This is a genomic window from Arthrobacter sp. UYCu512, assembly GCF_040547075.1.
Classification (GTDB): domain Bacteria; phylum Actinomycetota; class Actinomycetes; order Actinomycetales; family Micrococcaceae; genus Arthrobacter.
Window position 1 is genome coordinate 164439 of sequence record NZ_JBEPPA010000001.1, and the last position, 16698, is coordinate 181136.

At 65.4% G+C, this 16698-nt stretch carries 15 protein-coding genes; 11 read left to right on the top strand and 4 right to left on the bottom strand.

Annotated features, from left to right (window positions below):
* Window positions 1-104 precede the first annotated feature (104 nt).
* The 8 genes from ABIB49_RS00795 to ABIB49_RS00830 all read left to right on the top strand — a co-directional run bounded on the left by ABIB49_RS00795 (window position 105) and on the right by ABIB49_RS00830 (window position 8603).
* Window positions 105-1643, top strand: a complete 1539-nt coding sequence (locus ABIB49_RS00795; protein WP_226773878.1) for a four-carbon acid sugar kinase family protein — start codon at window positions 105-107, stop codon at window positions 1641-1643.
* Window positions 1644-1677: 34 nt separating this feature from the next.
* Complete coding sequence (locus ABIB49_RS00800; protein WP_226773879.1) at window positions 1678-2571, top strand: NAD(P)-dependent oxidoreductase; 894 nt, start codon at window positions 1678-1680, stop codon at window positions 2569-2571.
* A 147-nt stretch (window positions 2572-2718) separates the two neighbouring features.
* A complete protein-coding gene (locus ABIB49_RS00805) occupies window positions 2719-3111 on the top strand; it encodes a DUF1304 domain-containing protein (RefSeq protein WP_226773880.1) in 393 nt (130 codons plus the stop codon).
* A 503-nt stretch (window positions 3112-3614) separates the two neighbouring features.
* Window positions 3615-4031 carry a hypothetical protein gene (locus ABIB49_RS00810; RefSeq protein ID WP_226773881.1) on the top strand — a complete coding sequence of 139 codons (417 nt, stop codon included), beginning with the start codon at window positions 3615-3617 and terminating at the stop codon, window positions 4029-4031.
* A 7-nt stretch (window positions 4032-4038) separates the two neighbouring features.
* On the top strand, window positions 4039-6495 hold the full coding sequence (locus ABIB49_RS00815; RefSeq protein ID WP_282468056.1) for an SAM-dependent methyltransferase: 2457 nt from the start codon (window positions 4039-4041) through the stop codon (window positions 6493-6495).
* Window positions 6496-6589: 94 nt separating this feature from the next.
* Window positions 6590-6934: a GNAT family N-acetyltransferase gene (locus ABIB49_RS00820; protein WP_253031458.1), complete on the top strand. Its 345-nt coding sequence runs from the start codon at window positions 6590-6592 to the stop codon at window positions 6932-6934.
* A 116-nt stretch (window positions 6935-7050) separates the two neighbouring features.
* Window positions 7051-7824: a hypothetical protein gene (locus ABIB49_RS00825; RefSeq protein ID WP_354156564.1), complete on the top strand. Its 774-nt coding sequence runs from the start codon at window positions 7051-7053 to the stop codon at window positions 7822-7824.
* Entirely contained in the window at window positions 7821-8603 is a 783-nt protein-coding gene (locus tag ABIB49_RS00830) for an SDR family NAD(P)-dependent oxidoreductase (RefSeq protein WP_282359498.1), read from the top strand. The genes ABIB49_RS00825 and ABIB49_RS00830 overlap by 4 nt, the downstream gene beginning before the upstream one ends.
* A gap of 4 nt (window positions 8604-8607) precedes the next feature.
* Here the strand turns inward: ABIB49_RS00830 and ABIB49_RS00835 are convergent, their stop codons facing one another.
* Together ABIB49_RS00835 and ABIB49_RS00840 are read right to left on the bottom strand one after the other, a co-directional pair.
* Entirely contained in the window at window positions 8608-9669 is a 1062-nt protein-coding gene (locus tag ABIB49_RS00835) for an FUSC family protein (RefSeq protein ID WP_354156565.1), read from the bottom strand.
* Between the two features lie 192 nt (window positions 9670-9861).
* Window positions 9862-11475 carry an MFS transporter gene (locus ABIB49_RS00840; protein ID WP_282359500.1) on the bottom strand — a complete coding sequence of 538 codons (1614 nt, stop codon included), beginning with the start codon at window positions 11473-11475 and terminating at the stop codon, window positions 9862-9864.
* A gap of 424 nt (window positions 11476-11899) precedes the next feature.
* Between ABIB49_RS00840 and ABIB49_RS00845 the strand changes: the two genes are divergently transcribed.
* Together ABIB49_RS00845 and ABIB49_RS00850 are read left to right on the top strand one after the other, a co-directional pair.
* Window positions 11900-12133 (top strand): hypothetical protein, encoded by a 234-nt coding sequence (locus tag ABIB49_RS00845; protein ID WP_226773889.1) that lies wholly within the window; start codon window positions 11900-11902, stop codon window positions 12131-12133.
* 71 nt (window positions 12134-12204) lie between these two features.
* Window positions 12205-12462 carry a hypothetical protein gene (locus ABIB49_RS00850; protein WP_282359501.1) on the top strand — a complete coding sequence of 86 codons (258 nt, stop codon included), beginning with the start codon at window positions 12205-12207 and terminating at the stop codon, window positions 12460-12462.
* Between the two features lie 29 nt (window positions 12463-12491).
* Here the strand turns inward: ABIB49_RS00850 and ABIB49_RS00855 are convergent, their stop codons facing one another.
* Window positions 12492-14972, bottom strand: a complete 2481-nt coding sequence (locus ABIB49_RS00855; RefSeq protein ID WP_354156566.1) for an ATP-dependent DNA ligase — start codon at window positions 14970-14972, stop codon at window positions 12492-12494.
* A 40-nt stretch (window positions 14973-15012) separates the two neighbouring features.
* On the opposite strand from ABIB49_RS00855, the gene ku reads away from it, so the two are divergent.
* Window positions 15013-16023 (top strand): non-homologous end joining protein Ku, encoded by a 1011-nt coding sequence (gene ku / locus ABIB49_RS00860; protein ID WP_354156567.1) that lies wholly within the window; start codon window positions 15013-15015, stop codon window positions 16021-16023.
* A 367-nt stretch (window positions 16024-16390) separates the two neighbouring features.
* On the opposite strand, the gene ABIB49_RS00865 is transcribed toward ku, so the two are convergent.
* Complete coding sequence (locus ABIB49_RS00865) at window positions 16391-16669, bottom strand: HPr family phosphocarrier protein (protein WP_226773893.1); 279 nt, start codon at window positions 16667-16669, stop codon at window positions 16391-16393.
* Between the last annotated feature and the right edge of the window lie 29 nt (window positions 16670-16698).

The window sequence follows — 16698 nt, forward strand, 5'->3', positions numbered from 1 at the left end:
TTACTTGCGCGTTTTTGTGCCGTGTGCCACACTAGCATTCGAACATTAGATGTCGGACATCTTACAAATATACATCGCAGCAGAGTTCCCACAATGGAGTGCAAGTGCCCTTTGAATCAGAGGTTTTTGAAGCCGACGTGCTGGCCGCCTTCCCGGCGGAGGTCCGGATTCCCGCCCGGACCGTTGCCGATGCCCTTGCGGCTTCCGCCAGGCACTCACCCCGGATCCTGGTGGTGCTCGACGACGATCCAACAGGTACCCAGTCCGTGGCGGACCTTCCGGTCCTCACCGCGTGGGAAGTCTCCGACTTCACTTGGGCATTCACCCACCGGATCAACGGGCGCCGCCCGGACGCCGTTTATGTCCTGACCAACACGCGGAGCCTGGACCCTGCCGAGGCCGCTGCCCGTAACAAAGAGGTGGTCCGGAACGCCCTCGCCGCGGCTGCCCTGCACACCGGCGGGGCCGGTTCCGGCGGTGTCAGTTCCAGGCTCCGCCTCGCGTTCGTCAGCCGCAGCGACTCCACCCTCCGCGGCCACTACCCGCTGGAACCGGACACTATCGCGGCAACGATCGCCGCTGACAGCGGTGAAGTGACCGACGGCGTTGTGATTGTTCCGGCCTTCCCCGACGCCGGGCGCGTAACTATCGGCGGTGTGCACTTTATGCGGGGCACCGGCGGCGACGCCGGCAAGCTCACCCCGGTGGCTGAAACCGAATTCGCCCGGGACGCCAGCTTCGGCTTCGTGAATTCCGAACTTGCCAAGTATGTGGAGGAGAAGTCCGGGGGACGCTTCCCCGCGGCTTCGGTGATCGTGCTGACCCTGGACCTCATTCGTGCCGCCGGCCCGGACGGCGATCCCCGCGGCTCGGCCCTCGCCATCGCGGATGCTGTCGGCTCCGCCACCGACTCCACCCCGATCGTGGCCGACATCGTGACCGAAAACGACCTCCGAGCGCTCGCGCTGGGCCTGGAGGAAGCAGAACGCCGCGGCAAAAAGCTGCTCTACCGGGTGGGGCCGCCGTTCGTCCGGGGCCGCATCGGGCAGGAAATCCGTACCGAACTCAGCGGCGAAGAGGCCTATGCCGGCCGTACGCCCTCCGAAGCCGGAGGCCTGATCGTGGTCGGCTCCCACGTCGGCGTCACCACCCGCCAGCTCAAGGCCCTTGTCGAACAACACAGCGCCGCGCGGATCGTGGAGATCGACGTCGAAAAGCTGCTGGCCGGCAATTCCGCTGGCTACCTCGACGAAATCGTCCGGACCGTCGTCGATTCCCTGCGCACCGCCGACGTTATCCTCCACACCAGCCGGCTGCTCATCAAGACGGAGGACGCCGCCGAGAGCCTGCGGATCGCACGCACCGTATCCGCCGCCATCGTCGCGGTGGTGAACCGGACCCTCAAGACTTTCCCGCCGCGCTTTGTTATTGCCAAAGGCGGCATCACGTCCTCGGACGTGGCCGCCCACGGCTTGGAAATCCGGCACGCGATTGTCCGCGGCCCCATGCTGCCGGGCATCGTCAGCCTGTGGGAACCGGTGGACGGGCCCGCGAAGGGCATACCGTTCATCGTCTTCGCCGGCAACGTGGGCGACGATGAGTCGCTGGTCCAGGTCACCCGCAAACTCAGCAATACTTTCTGACCAGCCCAAGCCCCTCATGTCAATGGAGAGAATCATGAACTACAAAGTTACGGTCCTGGGCCTGGGCGCCATGGGACTGCCCATGGCCACCCGGCTGGCAACCCAGCTCACCGTCCACGGTTTTGATATCGCCGAGCCTCGCCTGCGGCTCGCCGATGAAGCCGGAGTCCGCACTTTCTCCTCCGCCCGCGAAGCGGCCGAAGGCGCCGATGCCCTGCTGCTGGCCGTGCGCAACGGCGAGCAACTGGACGATGTCCTCTTCGGTGAGAACGGCGTCGCCTCGGCGCTGTTGCCGGGCGCCGTCGTGATCCTCGGCAGTACCGTAGGCACCGAAGCCATTCCCGCCACCGTCGCGCGGCTCGCCGAATTCGGCGTCTCCCTCGTTGACGCGCCACTCTCCGGCGGACCGAAGCGAGCCGGCGACGGCGATCTGCTGATAGTGGTGGGCGCCGAACCGCAGGCGCTGGAAGCGGCCCGGCCGGTCCTGGAGCTGCTCGCCTCCACCCTTACCGTCGTCGGGGACAAGCCCGGCGACGGACAGGCCCTGAAGACCGTCAACCAGCTGCTCTGCGGGATCCACATCGCCGCGGCCGCCGAGGCGATGGCCCTGGCAGACGCCCTTGGCCTGGACCAGGCCAAGACCCTCGCGGCTTTGGAAGCCGGCGCCGCCGGGTCCTTTATGCTCTCCAACCGCGGGCCCCGCATCCTCGAGGCTTACACGGAGAACGGCGCGGAGGTCCTCAGCCGCCTGGACATCTTCGTCAAGGACATGGGCATCGTCGGCAAAGCCACCCGCGCCGCCGGCCTCGCCGCGCCCGTGGCTGCCGCTGCCGAGCAGCTGTACCTGCTGGGCCAGGCCCAGGGACTTGCCTCCGCCGATGACTCAGCGGTTATCAAGGTTATTGCGCCCACCAAGCGCACCCCCTAGTTCCCCGCCCCGCCTGCGGACGGAGAGAACCTGCAGGAACTGCAGGTTCGCGGGACGCCGCGGCCGGGCCCTTCGCTGCCAGGGCACTGGCCACCCGCTCCCGCTGGCCTGCCGACGGCCCGAAAGCCGGGAGGCTAGGATCAAAACATGATTCTGGCCTCCCTCCTTTTCGCGCTTCTCGCGGCCGTGTTGCATGTCTACATTTTTACGATGGAGTCCATCACCTGGTCGCGGCCGGCCACGTGGAAGCGTTTCAGTATCACCTCGCAAGCTGACGCCGAGACCACCCGGGCGATGGCTTACAACCAGGGCTTCTACAACCTGTTCCTTGCCGCCGGAGCCCTCGCTGGCACTGGTGCCGTTGCCCTCGGACACACCCCCGTCGGCTGGACGCTGATCTTTAGCAGTTGCGGTTCCATGCTTCTGGCAGCCCTCGTGCTCGCCCTGAGCGGGCGAAAATACCTTCGCGCGGCCGCCACGCAGGGCGCGACGCCGCTGCTCGCCGTTCTGTTCGGAGTGCTGGGGCTGCTAACCGCCTGAGCTTTCGGAAGCACCGTCGCCGGGCCGCCGACGCCCGGCTGAAGACAGCAAAACAATAGATACCGATTACTTGCCTGCACCTTTCCGGCTGCTATTGACGTTGCCTGTCTTGCTGAGGAAAATCACGACTTGGAAGCCCTTGAATGAACCGCATCAAGTGCGTCGTCATTAGTCTCGGGGCCTCCTAGGGGAAACACCGTGGATGAAATCCAGCTTCAGGCCTGGCCTGCCAGATCACGCCACTGGCAGACCATGAGAATCTCGCTGTTTCGGGTGGATTTGAGTGGTTCCCTTGGGTTGGGGGATGCCATCAAGGACGTAACGTCAGCGGTCGGAATCCCGCCGTGCAGCGGCTGCGAACGACGTGCAGCCGTTTTGAACAGGTTTCTGCGCCTGCCGCGGTTCAAGAAAACGAACCGCTCCGACTAGTTCGGTTGGCCCGCAACTACTCGTGCGCGGCCACAGCCCGATCGTAGGATCGGGCCATGTGTCAGGAGGCGGCCATGCCGCAAAAAGTGGTGGTTACGGAACGATACTGGTGCCCCGGCCCCTGGCCATGGGAGTGGTTTGACACCTGTACCCGGCAAGTGACCAAGTGGTGCTACGACTTTAGCTGGGTGGAAGAATCCGGATATTTCCTCTTCAGCCATTTGAAGGGCTGTGAGAACGGAACGCTCTACACCTGGTACGCATTTTCCTTCAACATCTTCGGCAGTACGCACTACGGTCCGGGCCGCATGTGCTTCACCAGCCAGCTCAGCAGCGCCGGCAGGTGTGCGGCGTCGGCGGTCTCGGGCTTGACTGTGACGGCTGAATCGCCGCATGTCCAAGCCACGGCTCGCCGCCAGATCCGGGGCCCGGTCAACCGTCCGTTGCTCGAAAACGGAGAACAGCCAAAGCTCGACGGAGAGACGAAGTAGGAACCTGATGCGTGCCACACTAAATCTCGAAACAGTGCTCCAAGACCTTCACTGCTACGACGAGGGTGACGGGTGGGGCAATGCCGAACCGTATATCTGGACGGCCTTTTTCAAAGTCGACGGGGACAACTTTGCTGTGGAGGCCGGGGCTGGCCTGATCGGTTCTCCCGTTATCGTCACGAGTAATGGCACGCACGGAAACCTCGGGAACACAGACGTTGATGCCGGGGATGACGTCGCGATCCCGGACGCCGTGGGTAGATGGACTACGAAACTGAAACCCATTCCGATCAACGATGCCGGTCTGCGCGCGCTACTGAACGACGATGACATACCGGCCATCGGCGGAGTGGTGGTTTCCGTTATGGAAGAAGACGGCTGGCCGGACAGCCTGGCGAACACCGGCTATTCGGCTTTTGTGGATGCTGTGCAGCTGGCAGTGGTGAAAGTGGCCGCCAGCTTCCAGCATGCGCTGGCTGCCCCGACTCCCCAGGAAATCAAAGATCAGATAGACGTTGTCAAAGCCTCCGCGGCTGCATCTGTGCACGCAGCCGTGAAAGATGCCATGTCCGGATGGCAGCTGATCTGGTACGGCACTTTTGGCGACAACGATGACAATATCGGCACGGAAGCATTTACTGTTACCACCGACGAGCTGGTGGCGAATCCCGCGATCGAGATTCTGCGGCGCTGGTCCGGTGACGACTCGGGGGACGGAGACTGGGAGCTCCGCGGCGTTTTCCGCGGATTTCCCCAGCTGGATTGCAACCTGGCGACCATCTTCTCCACGCCAAGCGCAAGGCCGGCACAGGACGACGCCCTGGGCAAGCCGTTGGAAGCCATGCGGGCCTTTCGGGAAGGCGGCTTCCGCGAATACCCGGGGCTTGGGCTGTGGTGGGAGGAACTCAGGCAGGTCAGCCCCGCCCTGGCTTTCCTTGCCGCAAGCCGGCCGGAAATCGAGGATGCGTTGCATGGGCTGCTCCTGGACGCCGGCGTTTGGCTTGACGATAAGACTGTTGTGATCGAGAGATCATCCCGGGATCGGATCAATATTGTCCTTGACGCTGTTGCCGGCTCCGGTTCGAACCGGACCCGCCGTGTTGTCCGGCAGGCCAAGCGTGTGGTGGAGCGACTGGACGGGGTCAGTTTTGAGGCGGGGCTGAAACTCGCAGCTGAAATCAAGCCGGTGGGGAGGACTCCGCGCCGGACGGCGGCGGAGTCGTCGTCGGGCCTCCAACCGGTGAATACGCCCCTGACGAGCTTTCTGGTGGCACTGGCCGACCCTGCCGTGCTGGAGGCCTACCGGCGGGGGCCCGATGCCCTGCTGGCCGCAGCCAGGCTCAGCGCGGAGGAGGCCGAGGCGATCCGGCAGGGGCACCGCGGACGGCTGCGCCTTGGCGCGCTCGCGGAACTGGAAAGGGCAGGTTACGCGGCGCTTGTCACTGACAAGCTGGCTCCCGGCGTCGGCGCCATGGACCCGATCACGATCAACACCAACAATTTTAACAACAACACAATCAATATCCAGACGACCTACAATTCGAGCACAAACACCAGCAACGACAATACGACCGTGACCACCAGCAATGACAACACCACTACGACCACTACTAATTCAAGCGACTGGCGGGAGCGTGCACTGGCTGACATTGAAGGAGCGATCCAGTATTTCGCCAAGGATGACTTCAAGCAGCACGGGAGCCTGCATGTGGTGGGCTCTGGAATCCTGCCGATCACCGACTTGAGTTACGGCGCGCAGGCTCAAATTATGAAGGCGGATATGGTCCTTTACTGCGTTGCGGACCCTGCCACGGAGCTTCGTATCCATGAGTTGAACCCGCGCTCCACCTCGTTGTACGGGCTGTACGGCAATGGCGTGCCAAGGATTGAGACATACCGGGCAATGGTGGACGCAATTCTCGAACAGGTGCGCCGGGGCCGCCGAACCTGTGCCGTCTTTTATGGCCACCCCGGAGTGTTCGCGTGGTCCACCCACGAGGCCATCCGCAGGGCGCGCAGCGAAGGCTACCGGGCCGAGATGGGCTCGGCCGTTTCCGCCCAGGACAGCCTCTTCGCCGATCTGGGCCTGGACCCTTCAACCTTCGGGCTGATGACCCTGGACGCCACTGACTTCCTGATCAGGAACCGGACGCTGGATACATCCATGCACGTTCTGTTGTGGCAGGCGGAGTGCGCCGGTGACGACGGCTTCAATTTTTCGGGCTACCGCAGGCACAACTTTCCGGTGCTGATTGAACGAATAGGGGAGTTCTATCCCAAGGACCATCCGGTGATCATCTATGACGCCTCGACTTTTGGGCACCTTCCACCCGTAATCCAACTGAACCATCTTGACACCATCAAAGCATCCGACCTGTCCGGGATTTCTACGTTGTACCTCCCCCCGGCAACAACGCCCGAGACCGACCGGCAGATGCTGGAGAAACTGGGCCTGATCGGATAGCGGTGCCGCCGGCCGGCGGAACTGGGCCGCCTCGCCGCCCTGCAGCATCTTGCCTGCCATTGCCACACCCGCCTTTAAGTGCCAATGTCGAACCATGACGGAGAACTCTGCAGCCCGCGAAGACACGTTTCGCCCGGACGTGTCCACGACCCGTAATGATGAGCTGCACCGCTATGAGCTCCACGTAGGCGGCCAGCTGGCCGTTCAAATCCGCTTCATCGATGAGCCCGGCCATGTGGACTTTATTCACACTGATACGGCCGAGCAATTCCAGGGCAAGGGGCTCGGCAAGGTGCTGGCCCACTTCGCCCTGGACGACGTCGTCGCAGCCGGCAAACGGATCATCCCCAATTGCCCTTTTATCTACCGCTACCTGCGCAAGCACGCTTCCTACACCCAGTACATCGACTGGCCGGAACAGCCGCCGGCCGGCGCCTGAACCCCGGAAGGAAACAGTTTGGCGGCGCCGCCCGCTTGTGGCCGGGGGCAATAACCTCGTAAGGTTTTAGCAGAGTTACGCAGTCGGCTCTTGGACGTTTCCCTTTGGAGAACCCCGTGAACCATAAACTGCGTGTGCTTGTCCGTGTGGAGGCCGGCGCCGGAACCGTGACCCTCGAAGTCACTGGTTGCCTTACCCAAGCTGATTTCCCCTCGCTGCTGCATATCATCCGGCGTGCGGGACGCCTCGGCGCGGGCACCGATGTCATCATCGACCGCCACAAGTCATCCCACCTGGACCCGGAGATCCTCCTCGAGCTGCGGTCAATGGCCGATACCGGCACGGAGGCCTTCGCAGCGGGTGCCGGGCAGACCACAGAGCCGTTCCGCATGACGCTGGCGGAACCCGCCGAGCTGCCGATCTGCCTCCTGCACGTCGGCTCCGACGGTGAAGTCCTCGCCGGACTCGAGGCGGAACTCGCGGCGGGGCAGCCACTTGACCTTGCTGCGGGGCCGGGCGCGTCCCCCGCCGTCCTTCCCGCCGGGCCGGGGTTGCCCGCAGGAGTGGACGAGGCCTGCGGCCAGGCAGCGGCCGAGCTCAACGCCGTCAGCGACCCGCAGCTGACCGAGTACTTCGAGGGGACGCTGGACCCCGCCGCAACCGTCCGGGCACTCTCCGACATGGCGCTGGGGCAGCTGGCCGATGCCCTGTACCGCCACCTCGACACCAACAGCCCGTCCTTCGGGGCCCACACCTGGTACGAGCTGGCCACCGAAGAGTTGCAGCAGCGCCACCACGGCGCTGCAGGCAATCCCGAGGACGTGGAACTGCCTGCCGGGCAGGGCCCTGGCCTGAGGCGGCGGCCGGCACCGGTTAGGCTGTGGCCATGACTCCCCGTGCCGTGACGCCTGCCGGTTCCACTGCCCTGATCACCGGCGCCACCGCCGGGATCGGGGCCGAATTCGCCCGCCAGCTCGCCAGCGAGGGCCACAACGTGGTCCTCGTGGCCCGCAACAGGGCAAGGCTGCAGGCCGGGGCAGCGGAACTTTCGGAGCGGTACGGCGTCCGTGCCGAAGTTCTCTCCGCCGACCTCACGGACGACGCCGGCGTGGCAGCCGTCGTCGCCAGGCTCACGGATCCGGCGCGCCCAGTGGAAATCCTGGTCAACAACGCAGGCATTGGGCTGCTGCGCTCCTTCGCGGAGAACGACATCGCGGACGAGACCAGGCATTTGAAACTGCACGTCGAGACCGCCATGCAGCTGACCCACGCCGCCCTGCAGGGTATGCTCGGCCAGCACTCGGGCCGGATTATCAACGTCGCAAGCGTCGCTGCGTTTCTTCCCCGGGGCAGCTATTCGGCCGCGAAATCGTGGCTTGTCAGCTTCTGCCGCTGGGCCAGCCTCGCCTATTCCAAGCAGGGCGTCACAGTCACGGCGGTCTGCCCCGGCTTCACACACACCGAGTTCCACGACCGGATGGGCATGGATAAGGCGGCAACGCCGCGCTGGATGTGGCTGACGGCCGAGCGTGTGGTGCGCGAAGGCCTCGCCGATAATGCCAGGGGCAAGGCTGTTTCCATCCCGAGCAAGCGGTACAAGGTGCTGACCGCGGCCGCCCGCATCCTTCCGGACAGGCTCGTTGCCGGCCCGCCCCGCCGCGCGAAATAACGGGTCAAGGCCGACCGCCCGGCGACCGGCGCCGCCGGATTAAAACCACAACAACGATGCCGAGCCCGGCGCCCAGCAGGGTCTCGACGGCGCGTTCGGTCACCAACACCTGCGGGTCGGCGGGGGCGGCGAGCTGTGTCATCAGCAGGATCACGGGAGTGAAGGACACCATCGCCAGCCCGTAGTGCCTGGTCATAAAAAGCTCCGTGGTGAACTGCAGGACAATCACCAGCACGGCCAGGACGGCTGCCTCATGTCCGGGAAACGCCCTCAGGGGTGAGAGCGTCCAGGGGAACAGCACCACCGCGACCACCACCAGACCCGCCAGGGTGCCAACAATCCGGTGCAGGCCGCGATAAACGCTGCTGGGCATATCGGCCCCCGCCAGCGGTACCGCTGCGGCTGCCATGGCCCAGTGCGGGTGCCCGCTGCCGCTAAGCACACCGACGGAGCCAGCTGCCCCGACGGCCGTGAAGTACCGCGCCGCATGAATCCACGCGGCCCGGCGTCTGGCCCCGCGCAGTGCCGGGACCTCGCGGGCTGCACCGCGTTGCCAGGCTCTGCCCCGCACCCAACCACCGAATCCCACGGCCATGGAAAAGCCTGCCGACAGTGCCCCGATAAGGACCGCCGTGTGCCAGTGCACAGTTGTGGGGATGGAGGCGCAGGCGCCCAATGCCAGAATGCCGAAGAACGGGCCGTTCGGCTTCAGTGCCACCTTGTCCGCGAAAAGGGATCCCGTCGCGGCCAGCACCGTTTCGATAACGACCAGCGCCCAGGAATGCAGCTGGTGTACCGAAAGGAACACACCGACGGCCAGCCCGCCCACGAGCAGGAGGGCCGCGTGGCCCTGGTGCCTGAGCCGCAGTTGATGAGGTTCGTTGCGGCCATACATGCCGGTCAGGGCGCCGAACACCGCGTAGATCATCAGTTCCGGGCGGCCTGCGGCAAGCAGCGCAAGGGACGGCGCTGCCACGCTGACCGCCACGCGGACTGCCGAGACGTGGTCTTTGTTGGCTGGCGCCAGGCGGTGGAGGCTGCGGAGATGGGCGCCGAAGGATGGCACGGTGCCTCCTGTTCCATGCTGGGGCCGGACGGTTAGCGGCGCGGCTTAGTGCCGGACGCGCCTAAGGCCCGCCTTCCGGTGGTTCCCCAGGGGAAACACCGGAAGACAGGCCTCGATGGGCGGGACTTGCTACAGAATACGGTTTAGCAGGCCGGGTTCAGGACAAACCCGGCCTTGGTGCCAGGGGCTGACTTAGACTTTGGCGGGTACGGTCCCGGCATCCTCGCGGTTCACGGAATCAGCAGCTGCATCGGCCGAAGCGCCGACAAAGGGCATATCCATCTCCACCAGGTCGATCAGCGGGTTCTCGTCCTGGTTGGCGACGAGTTCCTTGGCCTCCTCGGGGGTGTCCACGCTGGGCATGGAACCCGGCAGGGGCATCCGGGCCGATTCCTTCAGGAAGTAGATCGCCACTGCGCCGATAGCCGAAGTAGCCATCAGGTAGTAAGCAGGCATCATGTCATCGCCGGTGGCGTTAATCAGGGCCGCAACGATAAACGGTGTGGTACCGCCGAAGATGGCCACCGAGAAGTTGTACGCGATGCCCATCGCTCCGTAGCGGCTCGACGTCGGGAACTGGGCCGGCAGGGACGACGCCAGGTTGGCCACATAGAAAGTGACCGGGAAGGCGACCAGGCCAAGGCCCAGCAAAGTGGACCAGATTTCGCCGACGCCGATCAGCAGGAACGCCGGGGCGGCCAGGACGACGGTGCTCACGGCGCCGATCCACAGTACGGGACGGCGGCCGATCCGGTCGGAGAGCTTGCCGGTCAGCGGGATGCACAGGCTCATGATGACCAGCACGGGAATGGTCAGCAGGGTGCCGTGAACCGGGTCGTACCCCTTGGACTCGGTCAGGTAGGTCGGCATGTACGACGTCAGGGCGTAACCGGCAGTATTTGCTGCGGCCACCAGGATCATCGCGACGATGATGGAGCGCCAGTACGCCTTCACAATGCCTACCGGGCCCTTGGCTACCGCGGCGTCACCGGCGGTTGCGTCCTTGGCCAGGTTCGCCTGGGCGTCCAGGGTGGCTTGGAACTGCGGGGACTCCTCGATCCTGCTCCGGAAGTAAACGGCGATCAGACCCAGGGGGCCCGCCACCAGGAACGGGATCCGCCAGCCCCACTGCTCCATCGTGTCCTGACCAAGGGTCAGCTGCAGCACGGAGACGAGGGCGGCGCCGATCGCGAAGCCGAGGTAGCTCCCGAGGTCCAGGAAGCTGGCGAAGAAGCCGCGCCGCTTATCCGGGGCGTACTCGCTCACGAACGTTGTGGCTCCGGCGTACTCGCCGCCGGTGGAGAAACCCTGGATGACCTTGAACAGGACCAGCAGCACCGCTGCCCAGATCCCGATCTGGGCGTAACCCGGCAGGAGGCCGACGGCGAAAGTGCTGGCCGCCATGATCATCAGTGTCGCAGCGAGTACCTTCTGGCGGCCGATTTTGTCGCCGAGCCAGCCGAACACGACCCCACCGAGGGGGCGGGCAATAAAGGTGGCGGCGAAGGTTCCCAGCAGGAACAGAGTCTGAACAGACTTGTCCGCTTCCGGGAGGAACACCGGTCCCATCGTGGTGATCAGGTAACCGAACACACCGACGTCGTACCACTCCATGGTGTTACCAACGATGGTGCCGCCGAGTGCCTTTTTAAGCATCGGCCTATTAACTACGTTAACGTCGGACTCCTTGAGCCGGCGCCGCGTCCGCAGCTTTGGTTTTTTCGCACCCGGGGGGGCAGCTTGGTTGGTTCGGCCGGCGTCAATCACGCCAGCCGAAGAGTCGGTCATGCTTCGGTCTTTGGGCATTTGGTGCACTCCTATGGAGGTCATTTGCTTGCGACTTGTAGCTGCCCCGCTCTGGGCAGGCTTTCAATTTTACGTGATTTCGATGGTATTTCCGAGTTTGGTGCCGTACCATCCGCTATTTCGACCCCGCAGGGGGCCGGTTACGGGAAATTTCTTTCCGCCGTTTCGCCGCGTCGTTACTGGGAAACTCGCGTCTGCACCGTGGACCGCGCAAATATTTCACGGCCGGGCGGTCTGCCGCCGGTTTTAGGGCCCGAATCACGCCTCCCGGAACACCACGGGCTCATCCGCGACGGGGCCGGTCCCGGCTCCGGAAAGCACCGCGCAGGAGGGGTATCCAAGGCTTCCGGAAAGCGCCTAGGGTTGACTGCAACACACTGCTGATCAGCACCGCCGATCGAACGCCACACAAGGAGAACAGTCCATGACTGGCAATGAAACCACAAAGAGCAGCAACAGCGGCGCGGAGCCGGACGGCAGGCCGCAGGCCGGCCCGGAGCAGGGGAAGGGCATCAAGTCCCGTCTGACGGACGCCCAAAAGGAGATGCTCGCGAGCAAGTCCCGGGGCGGGGCTGGCTCGCAGAGTGTCGGCCACAGCCACAAGCCAACGCACGTCAGCGGCAAACAGGGCCCGGCGGAGAAAAAGGTCCGCTGGTAACCCTAGAGACATCACCGCCCGGCGGACCTAGGATGGTGGGACGTTTCATTTCATCGCGGAAAGGACGAGCCATGGCGGATCATCACTCGAAAGACGAGATCGAGCCCGAGGTTGCCGGTCACCTTGCGGAGTCCATGGACGAGGTTCCCGGGCCGGAGAGTAAACGCCCGGAACCCCAGTCGCCCGACGACGGCCATGAGTGGCCGGACGGCAGCGGGAAGCACCGCCATCCCAAGGACCGCGACGTTGTCCGGGGACAACAAGGACAGCAGGTGGCGGACGCAGCCATCCACCGGCAGAGTCGTCCCCAGGTCCCGCATCACGACTAAGCACTGCGAGGGCCCGCCGCGGCGGGCCCTCAGCTGTGTTCGACGACGACGTCGTCCGGGTTTTTGTCCGGACGCCAGCCACGCCAGACCGGGTGCCGAAGCTTGCCGGATCCCGTCCACTCACCGAACTTAACCTCGCCGACCAGCTTGGCCGACACCCAACGGGCGCCGGCGGCGTCTTCCGCGGGAACATCCGCAAACGGTGAGGTCTTGCGCGGCAAAGCCTCCAGCTGCCGGCGCAAGCCGCCGAGTTCGCGGGTGCTGAAGCCGCTGCCCACACGGCCCACGTAGCGCAGCGTCGGCCCGTCCGGAATGCCCAGCAACAGCGAACCGACGGTGTCGCGGCGCTCGCCGTTGCCGGGGCGCCAGCCGCCGACCACCACTTCCTGGGTCTTTTCGAACTTTAGCTTGAGCCAGGACCGGCTCCGCTGACCGACGTAGCGGCCGTCCGTGCGCTTGGCCATGACGCCCTCCAGCCCCAGTTCCTCAACGCTTTCCAGGATGTGCCCGGCATCGCCGTGGATTAGTTGGGAGAGGTCCACCGGGCCGCCGGTAAGGGTGAAAAATGCTTCCAGCCGTGCCCGCCGCCGGCCGAGCGGCAGGCGGCGCAGGTCCGAGCCGCTCTCGGCCAGGAGGTCAAAAAGCATCAGCCGGACCGGCGTAGATGCCCGCGCCTGCGCGACGTCGGAGGCACTGCCGAGGTTCACCCGCCCCTGCAGCAGCCCAAAGTCGGGCCGCCCCGAAGGGCCGACGGCGATTATCTCGCCGTCGGCGATGAAGTCCTGCTCCGGCCAGCTGGAACGATTGGTCAGTTCCGGATACGCGGCGGACATGTCGTTGCCGTTGCGGCTGATCAGGCGGATCTTGCCCGCACCCCCGACGATCAGGGCCCGCACCCCGTCCCATTTGAGTTCGAACTGCCAGTCCTTGCCGGGTAGGTCGGCGGCGCTGCCGGGGCTGGCCAGCATCGGTGAAACGTCCGCCGGATCCGGGGCGGCGGGCAGCGGAGGTTCCTCCTGCGGCGGGGGAGCATGCTCATTCTTCGCGCCCGGCGCGTCCATCAGGTGGATGAGCCACTGCCCCTCGCCCCTGCCGGTATGGATCAACGCGAACCTGCGGGCGCCGGCCAGCCCGCCGTCGTCCTGGCCGCTGAGGGTGGCAATGACTTCTTTGCCCGCGATCCACTTCTCGCACTCGTAGTAGCCGTGGTCCCAGATACTGACGGTACCGGCGCCGTATTGGCCCTTGGGGATGGTGCCTTCGAAGCCCGCATAGTCCATCGGGTGATCCTCGGTCTGGACCGCCAGGTGGTTTGTGGTCCGGCTCGTAGGAACGCCCTTGGGCAGCGCCCAGGAGACCAGGACGCCGTCACGCTCCAGCCGGAGGTCATAGTGCAGCCGGCTGGCATGGTGTTCCTGGATGACGAACTTCTCCCGGAGGGTGCCGCCTTCTGAAGCTGCCCGGTACTGCTCGGCCGTGAAGGGCTCAGGGGTGGAGCCAGCATCACGTTTGGCGCGGTACTTCTCCAGCCGCGGGTCGGTGGCGCCGCCGTCGCCGGTGGTGTTGCTGCCGTTCGGGCGGCCACCGGGCTGCGCCGTTGCCTTGCGCCCGGCGGAGATGACGGAGAAAGGATCCTTGCCCGACTTCACGCGCGCAAGGACCTCCCGGTAGTCCAGCTGGTGCAGTGACGGTGAGTTGAGTTCACGCCAGGTCCGCGGAGCCGCCACCGTGGGCCGGAGCCGCCCGCGCAGCGAGTAGGGAACGATGGTGGTCTTTGCGGCGCTGTTCTGGCTCCAGTCCACCAGGACCTTGCCGGCGCGCAGGGTCCTTTTCATGTCACTGACGGCCAACTCCGGATGGTCGGCTTCCAGGGCGCGGGCCAACTCGTGGGCGAAACCCGAAATCTGTTCGGAGCCCTGGCTGCCGTCGAGGGCCGCGTACAGGTGGATGCCTTTGCTGCCGCTCGTCACGGGTACGGGATCCAGGCCCACGTCCTGCAGGATACTCCGGGCGAGCCAGGCGACCGCGACGCATTCGGCCAGTCCTGCACCCTCACCGGGATCCAGATCCAGCACCAGCCGGTCCGGTGGCATCTGCTCGCCGTGGGAATCCACGCACCACTGCGGCACGTGTATCTCCAGGGCTGCTGTCTGCGCCAGCCAGGCCAGTGTGGCCGGGTCGTTGACCAGCGGGTACTGGATGGTGCGCTGCTTGTGGGTGATGGCGGCCCGCGGAACCCAGCCCGGTGTCGAATGGTCCAGGTTCTTCTGGAAGAACATCTCGCCCGGGGCATCGGCCGTCCCGACGCCGTGCACCCAGCGCTTCCGGGTAGCCGGCCGGTCCGCGGCAGCGGGGATCAGCACCGGCGCCACGGCCGCGTAGTAAGCCATGACTTCGGCCTTGGTGGTACCGGTCTGCGGGTACATCACCTTATCCAGATTGGTGACCACCAGCTCCCGGCCGCCGACCCGGACCCGCTCCTTGCCGTTCGCCGTCGCCCTTTCAGCCAAGGGGCTTCACCTCCACGCCGCTGTGCGGTTCACTTGATCCATGAGAGCCATCTGGAAAGGCGCGATAGCGTTTGGGCTGGTCAACGTGCCGGTCAAGGTTTACAGCGCCACCGAAGACCACGACATCAGCCTGCACCAGGTCCACAACGCCGACGGCGGGCGGATCCGCTACCAGCGACGCTGCGAAATCTGCAGCAAGATCGTGGACTACGAGGACATCGACAAGGCTTACGAGGACGACGGTCAGACCGTGGTCCTCAGCCGCGAGGAGCTCAAGTCCATTCCGGCGGAAAACAGCCACGAGATCGACGTGGTGCAGTTTGTGCCGGCGGAGCAGCTGGACCCGATGATGTTCGAAAAGAGCTATTACCTGGAGCCGGACTCCAAATCGCCCAAGGCCTACGTCCTGCTGCGCCGTGCGCTTGAAGACACCGACCAGGTGGCTATCGTCCAGTTCGCGCTGCGCGACAAGACCCGGCTGGGGGCGCTGCGGATCCGCGGGGACGTGCTGGTGCTGCAGGCGCTGCTCTGGGCCGATGAGGTGCGGGAGGCCAGCTTTTCCTCGCTCGAAACCACTATCCGCATCTCCGCCCAAGAACGTGAAATGTCCGCCGCGCTGGTCGATTCGATGGCGGCGGACTTCGAACCCGGGCAGTTCACCGACGACTATCAGGCGCAGCTGCGCCTGCTCATCGAGGCGAAGCTGGAGAAGGGGGAGTCCCTGGACACCGAGGAAACCTTTGGCGTCCCGGCCGCCGGCTCCGGCGAGGTGATCGACCTGATGGAGGCGCTCAAGCGGAGCCTGGAGAAGAAACGCGGGGGACGGGCGGCCACGTCGGACGACTCCGCCGGGCCCGGGGCCGCGGCGCCCGCTTCGAAGTCGACGGCCGCGAAGGCTGCTCCCACCCGGACTTCCCGCGCCGCACCCAAGACAGCGCCCAAGACTGCAGCCAAGACTGTACCGAAGACTGCAGCCAGGGCCGCGCCGAAGGCCGGGACCAAGGCCGCCGGGACAAAAGCGGCCGCGCCGTCCGCGCGGAAAGAGGCCTGAGCGGCCGGGCGTCCGGCCCGTGGCCATCTGGATCAGGCGTTCCCGAGCGCGGAGGGCTCAGTCTTCGTCTTCGGCATGGCCTGCCTCCCTGGCTGGTTGTCGGTGCCGGCGGCATCACCCACCGCCTCCCGAATCTGGCCGGCGGCGGACCGGGACCTCCGCCGGCGGCGGTGTTCCGCTGCCGCGGATTCCAAACTATCGGTGCGGCAGGCACCTGACAAGCCTTGGCTAAGGGTATGTAGCGGACCTGAGCGGGACGGCCCAGGAACCTGCGGGGCTGCCGGTTGCCGACCCTTAACGCAGGAGCCCGGCCACACCCTCGGTGGGTGCGGCCGGGCTGTCGCGTTACAGTCGGCGGGCGGTGCTGCTATTCGGCGTCGTGGTCCGTTTCCAGGATCTGGACCAGCCGTTCGAGGGCGGCGTCGGCGCCGTCGCCTTCGGCGCGCAGGACTACCACGTCGCCGTGGGATGCGCCAAGGCTCATCAGGGACAGGATGCTGGCAGCATCCATGGCCTCGTCGACAGGCTCACCCAGCCGGGCGATGGTGATCTCGAGATCGAACTCGCCGGCTGCCTCCGCAAAGATGGCGGCCGGGCGGGCGTGCAGCCCTACACGGCTGGCAATGGTGGCGTTACGTTCGGTCATTTCTGCTCCTTGGATTCAGCATGGGGATG

Excerpts from the sequence above, each read along its gene's own strand:
- ku (WP_354156567.1), top strand. The coding sequence starts at position 15,013 with ATGAGAGCCATCTGGAAAGGCGCGATAGCGTTTGGGCTGGTCAACGTG.
- ABIB49_RS00805 (WP_226773880.1), top strand. The coding sequence starts at position 2,719 with ATGATTCTGGCCTCCCTCCTTTTCGCGCTTCTCGCGGCCGTGTTGCAT.
- ABIB49_RS00800 (WP_226773879.1), top strand. The coding sequence starts at position 1,678 with ATGAACTACAAAGTTACGGTCCTGGGCCTGGGCGCCATGGGACTGCCC.
- ABIB49_RS00850 (WP_282359501.1), top strand. The coding sequence starts at position 12,205 with ATGGCGGATCATCACTCGAAAGACGAGATCGAGCCCGAGGTTGCCGGT.
- ABIB49_RS00840 (WP_282359500.1), bottom strand. The coding sequence starts at position 11,475 with ATGCCCAAAGACCGAAGCATGACCGACTCTTCGGCTGGCGTGATTGAC.
- ABIB49_RS00810 (WP_226773881.1), top strand. The coding sequence starts at position 3,615 with ATGCCGCAAAAAGTGGTGGTTACGGAACGATACTGGTGCCCCGGCCCC.
- ABIB49_RS00820 (WP_253031458.1), top strand. The coding sequence starts at position 6,590 with ATGACGGAGAACTCTGCAGCCCGCGAAGACACGTTTCGCCCGGACGTG.
- ABIB49_RS00830 (WP_282359498.1), top strand. The coding sequence starts at position 7,821 with ATGACTCCCCGTGCCGTGACGCCTGCCGGTTCCACTGCCCTGATCACC.
- ABIB49_RS00865 (WP_226773893.1), bottom strand. The coding sequence starts at position 16,669 with ATGACCGAACGTAACGCCACCATTGCCAGCCGTGTAGGGCTGCACGCC.
- ABIB49_RS00845 (WP_226773889.1), top strand. The coding sequence starts at position 11,900 with ATGACTGGCAATGAAACCACAAAGAGCAGCAACAGCGGCGCGGAGCCG.
- ABIB49_RS00815 (WP_282468056.1), top strand. The coding sequence starts at position 4,039 with ATGCGTGCCACACTAAATCTCGAAACAGTGCTCCAAGACCTTCACTGC.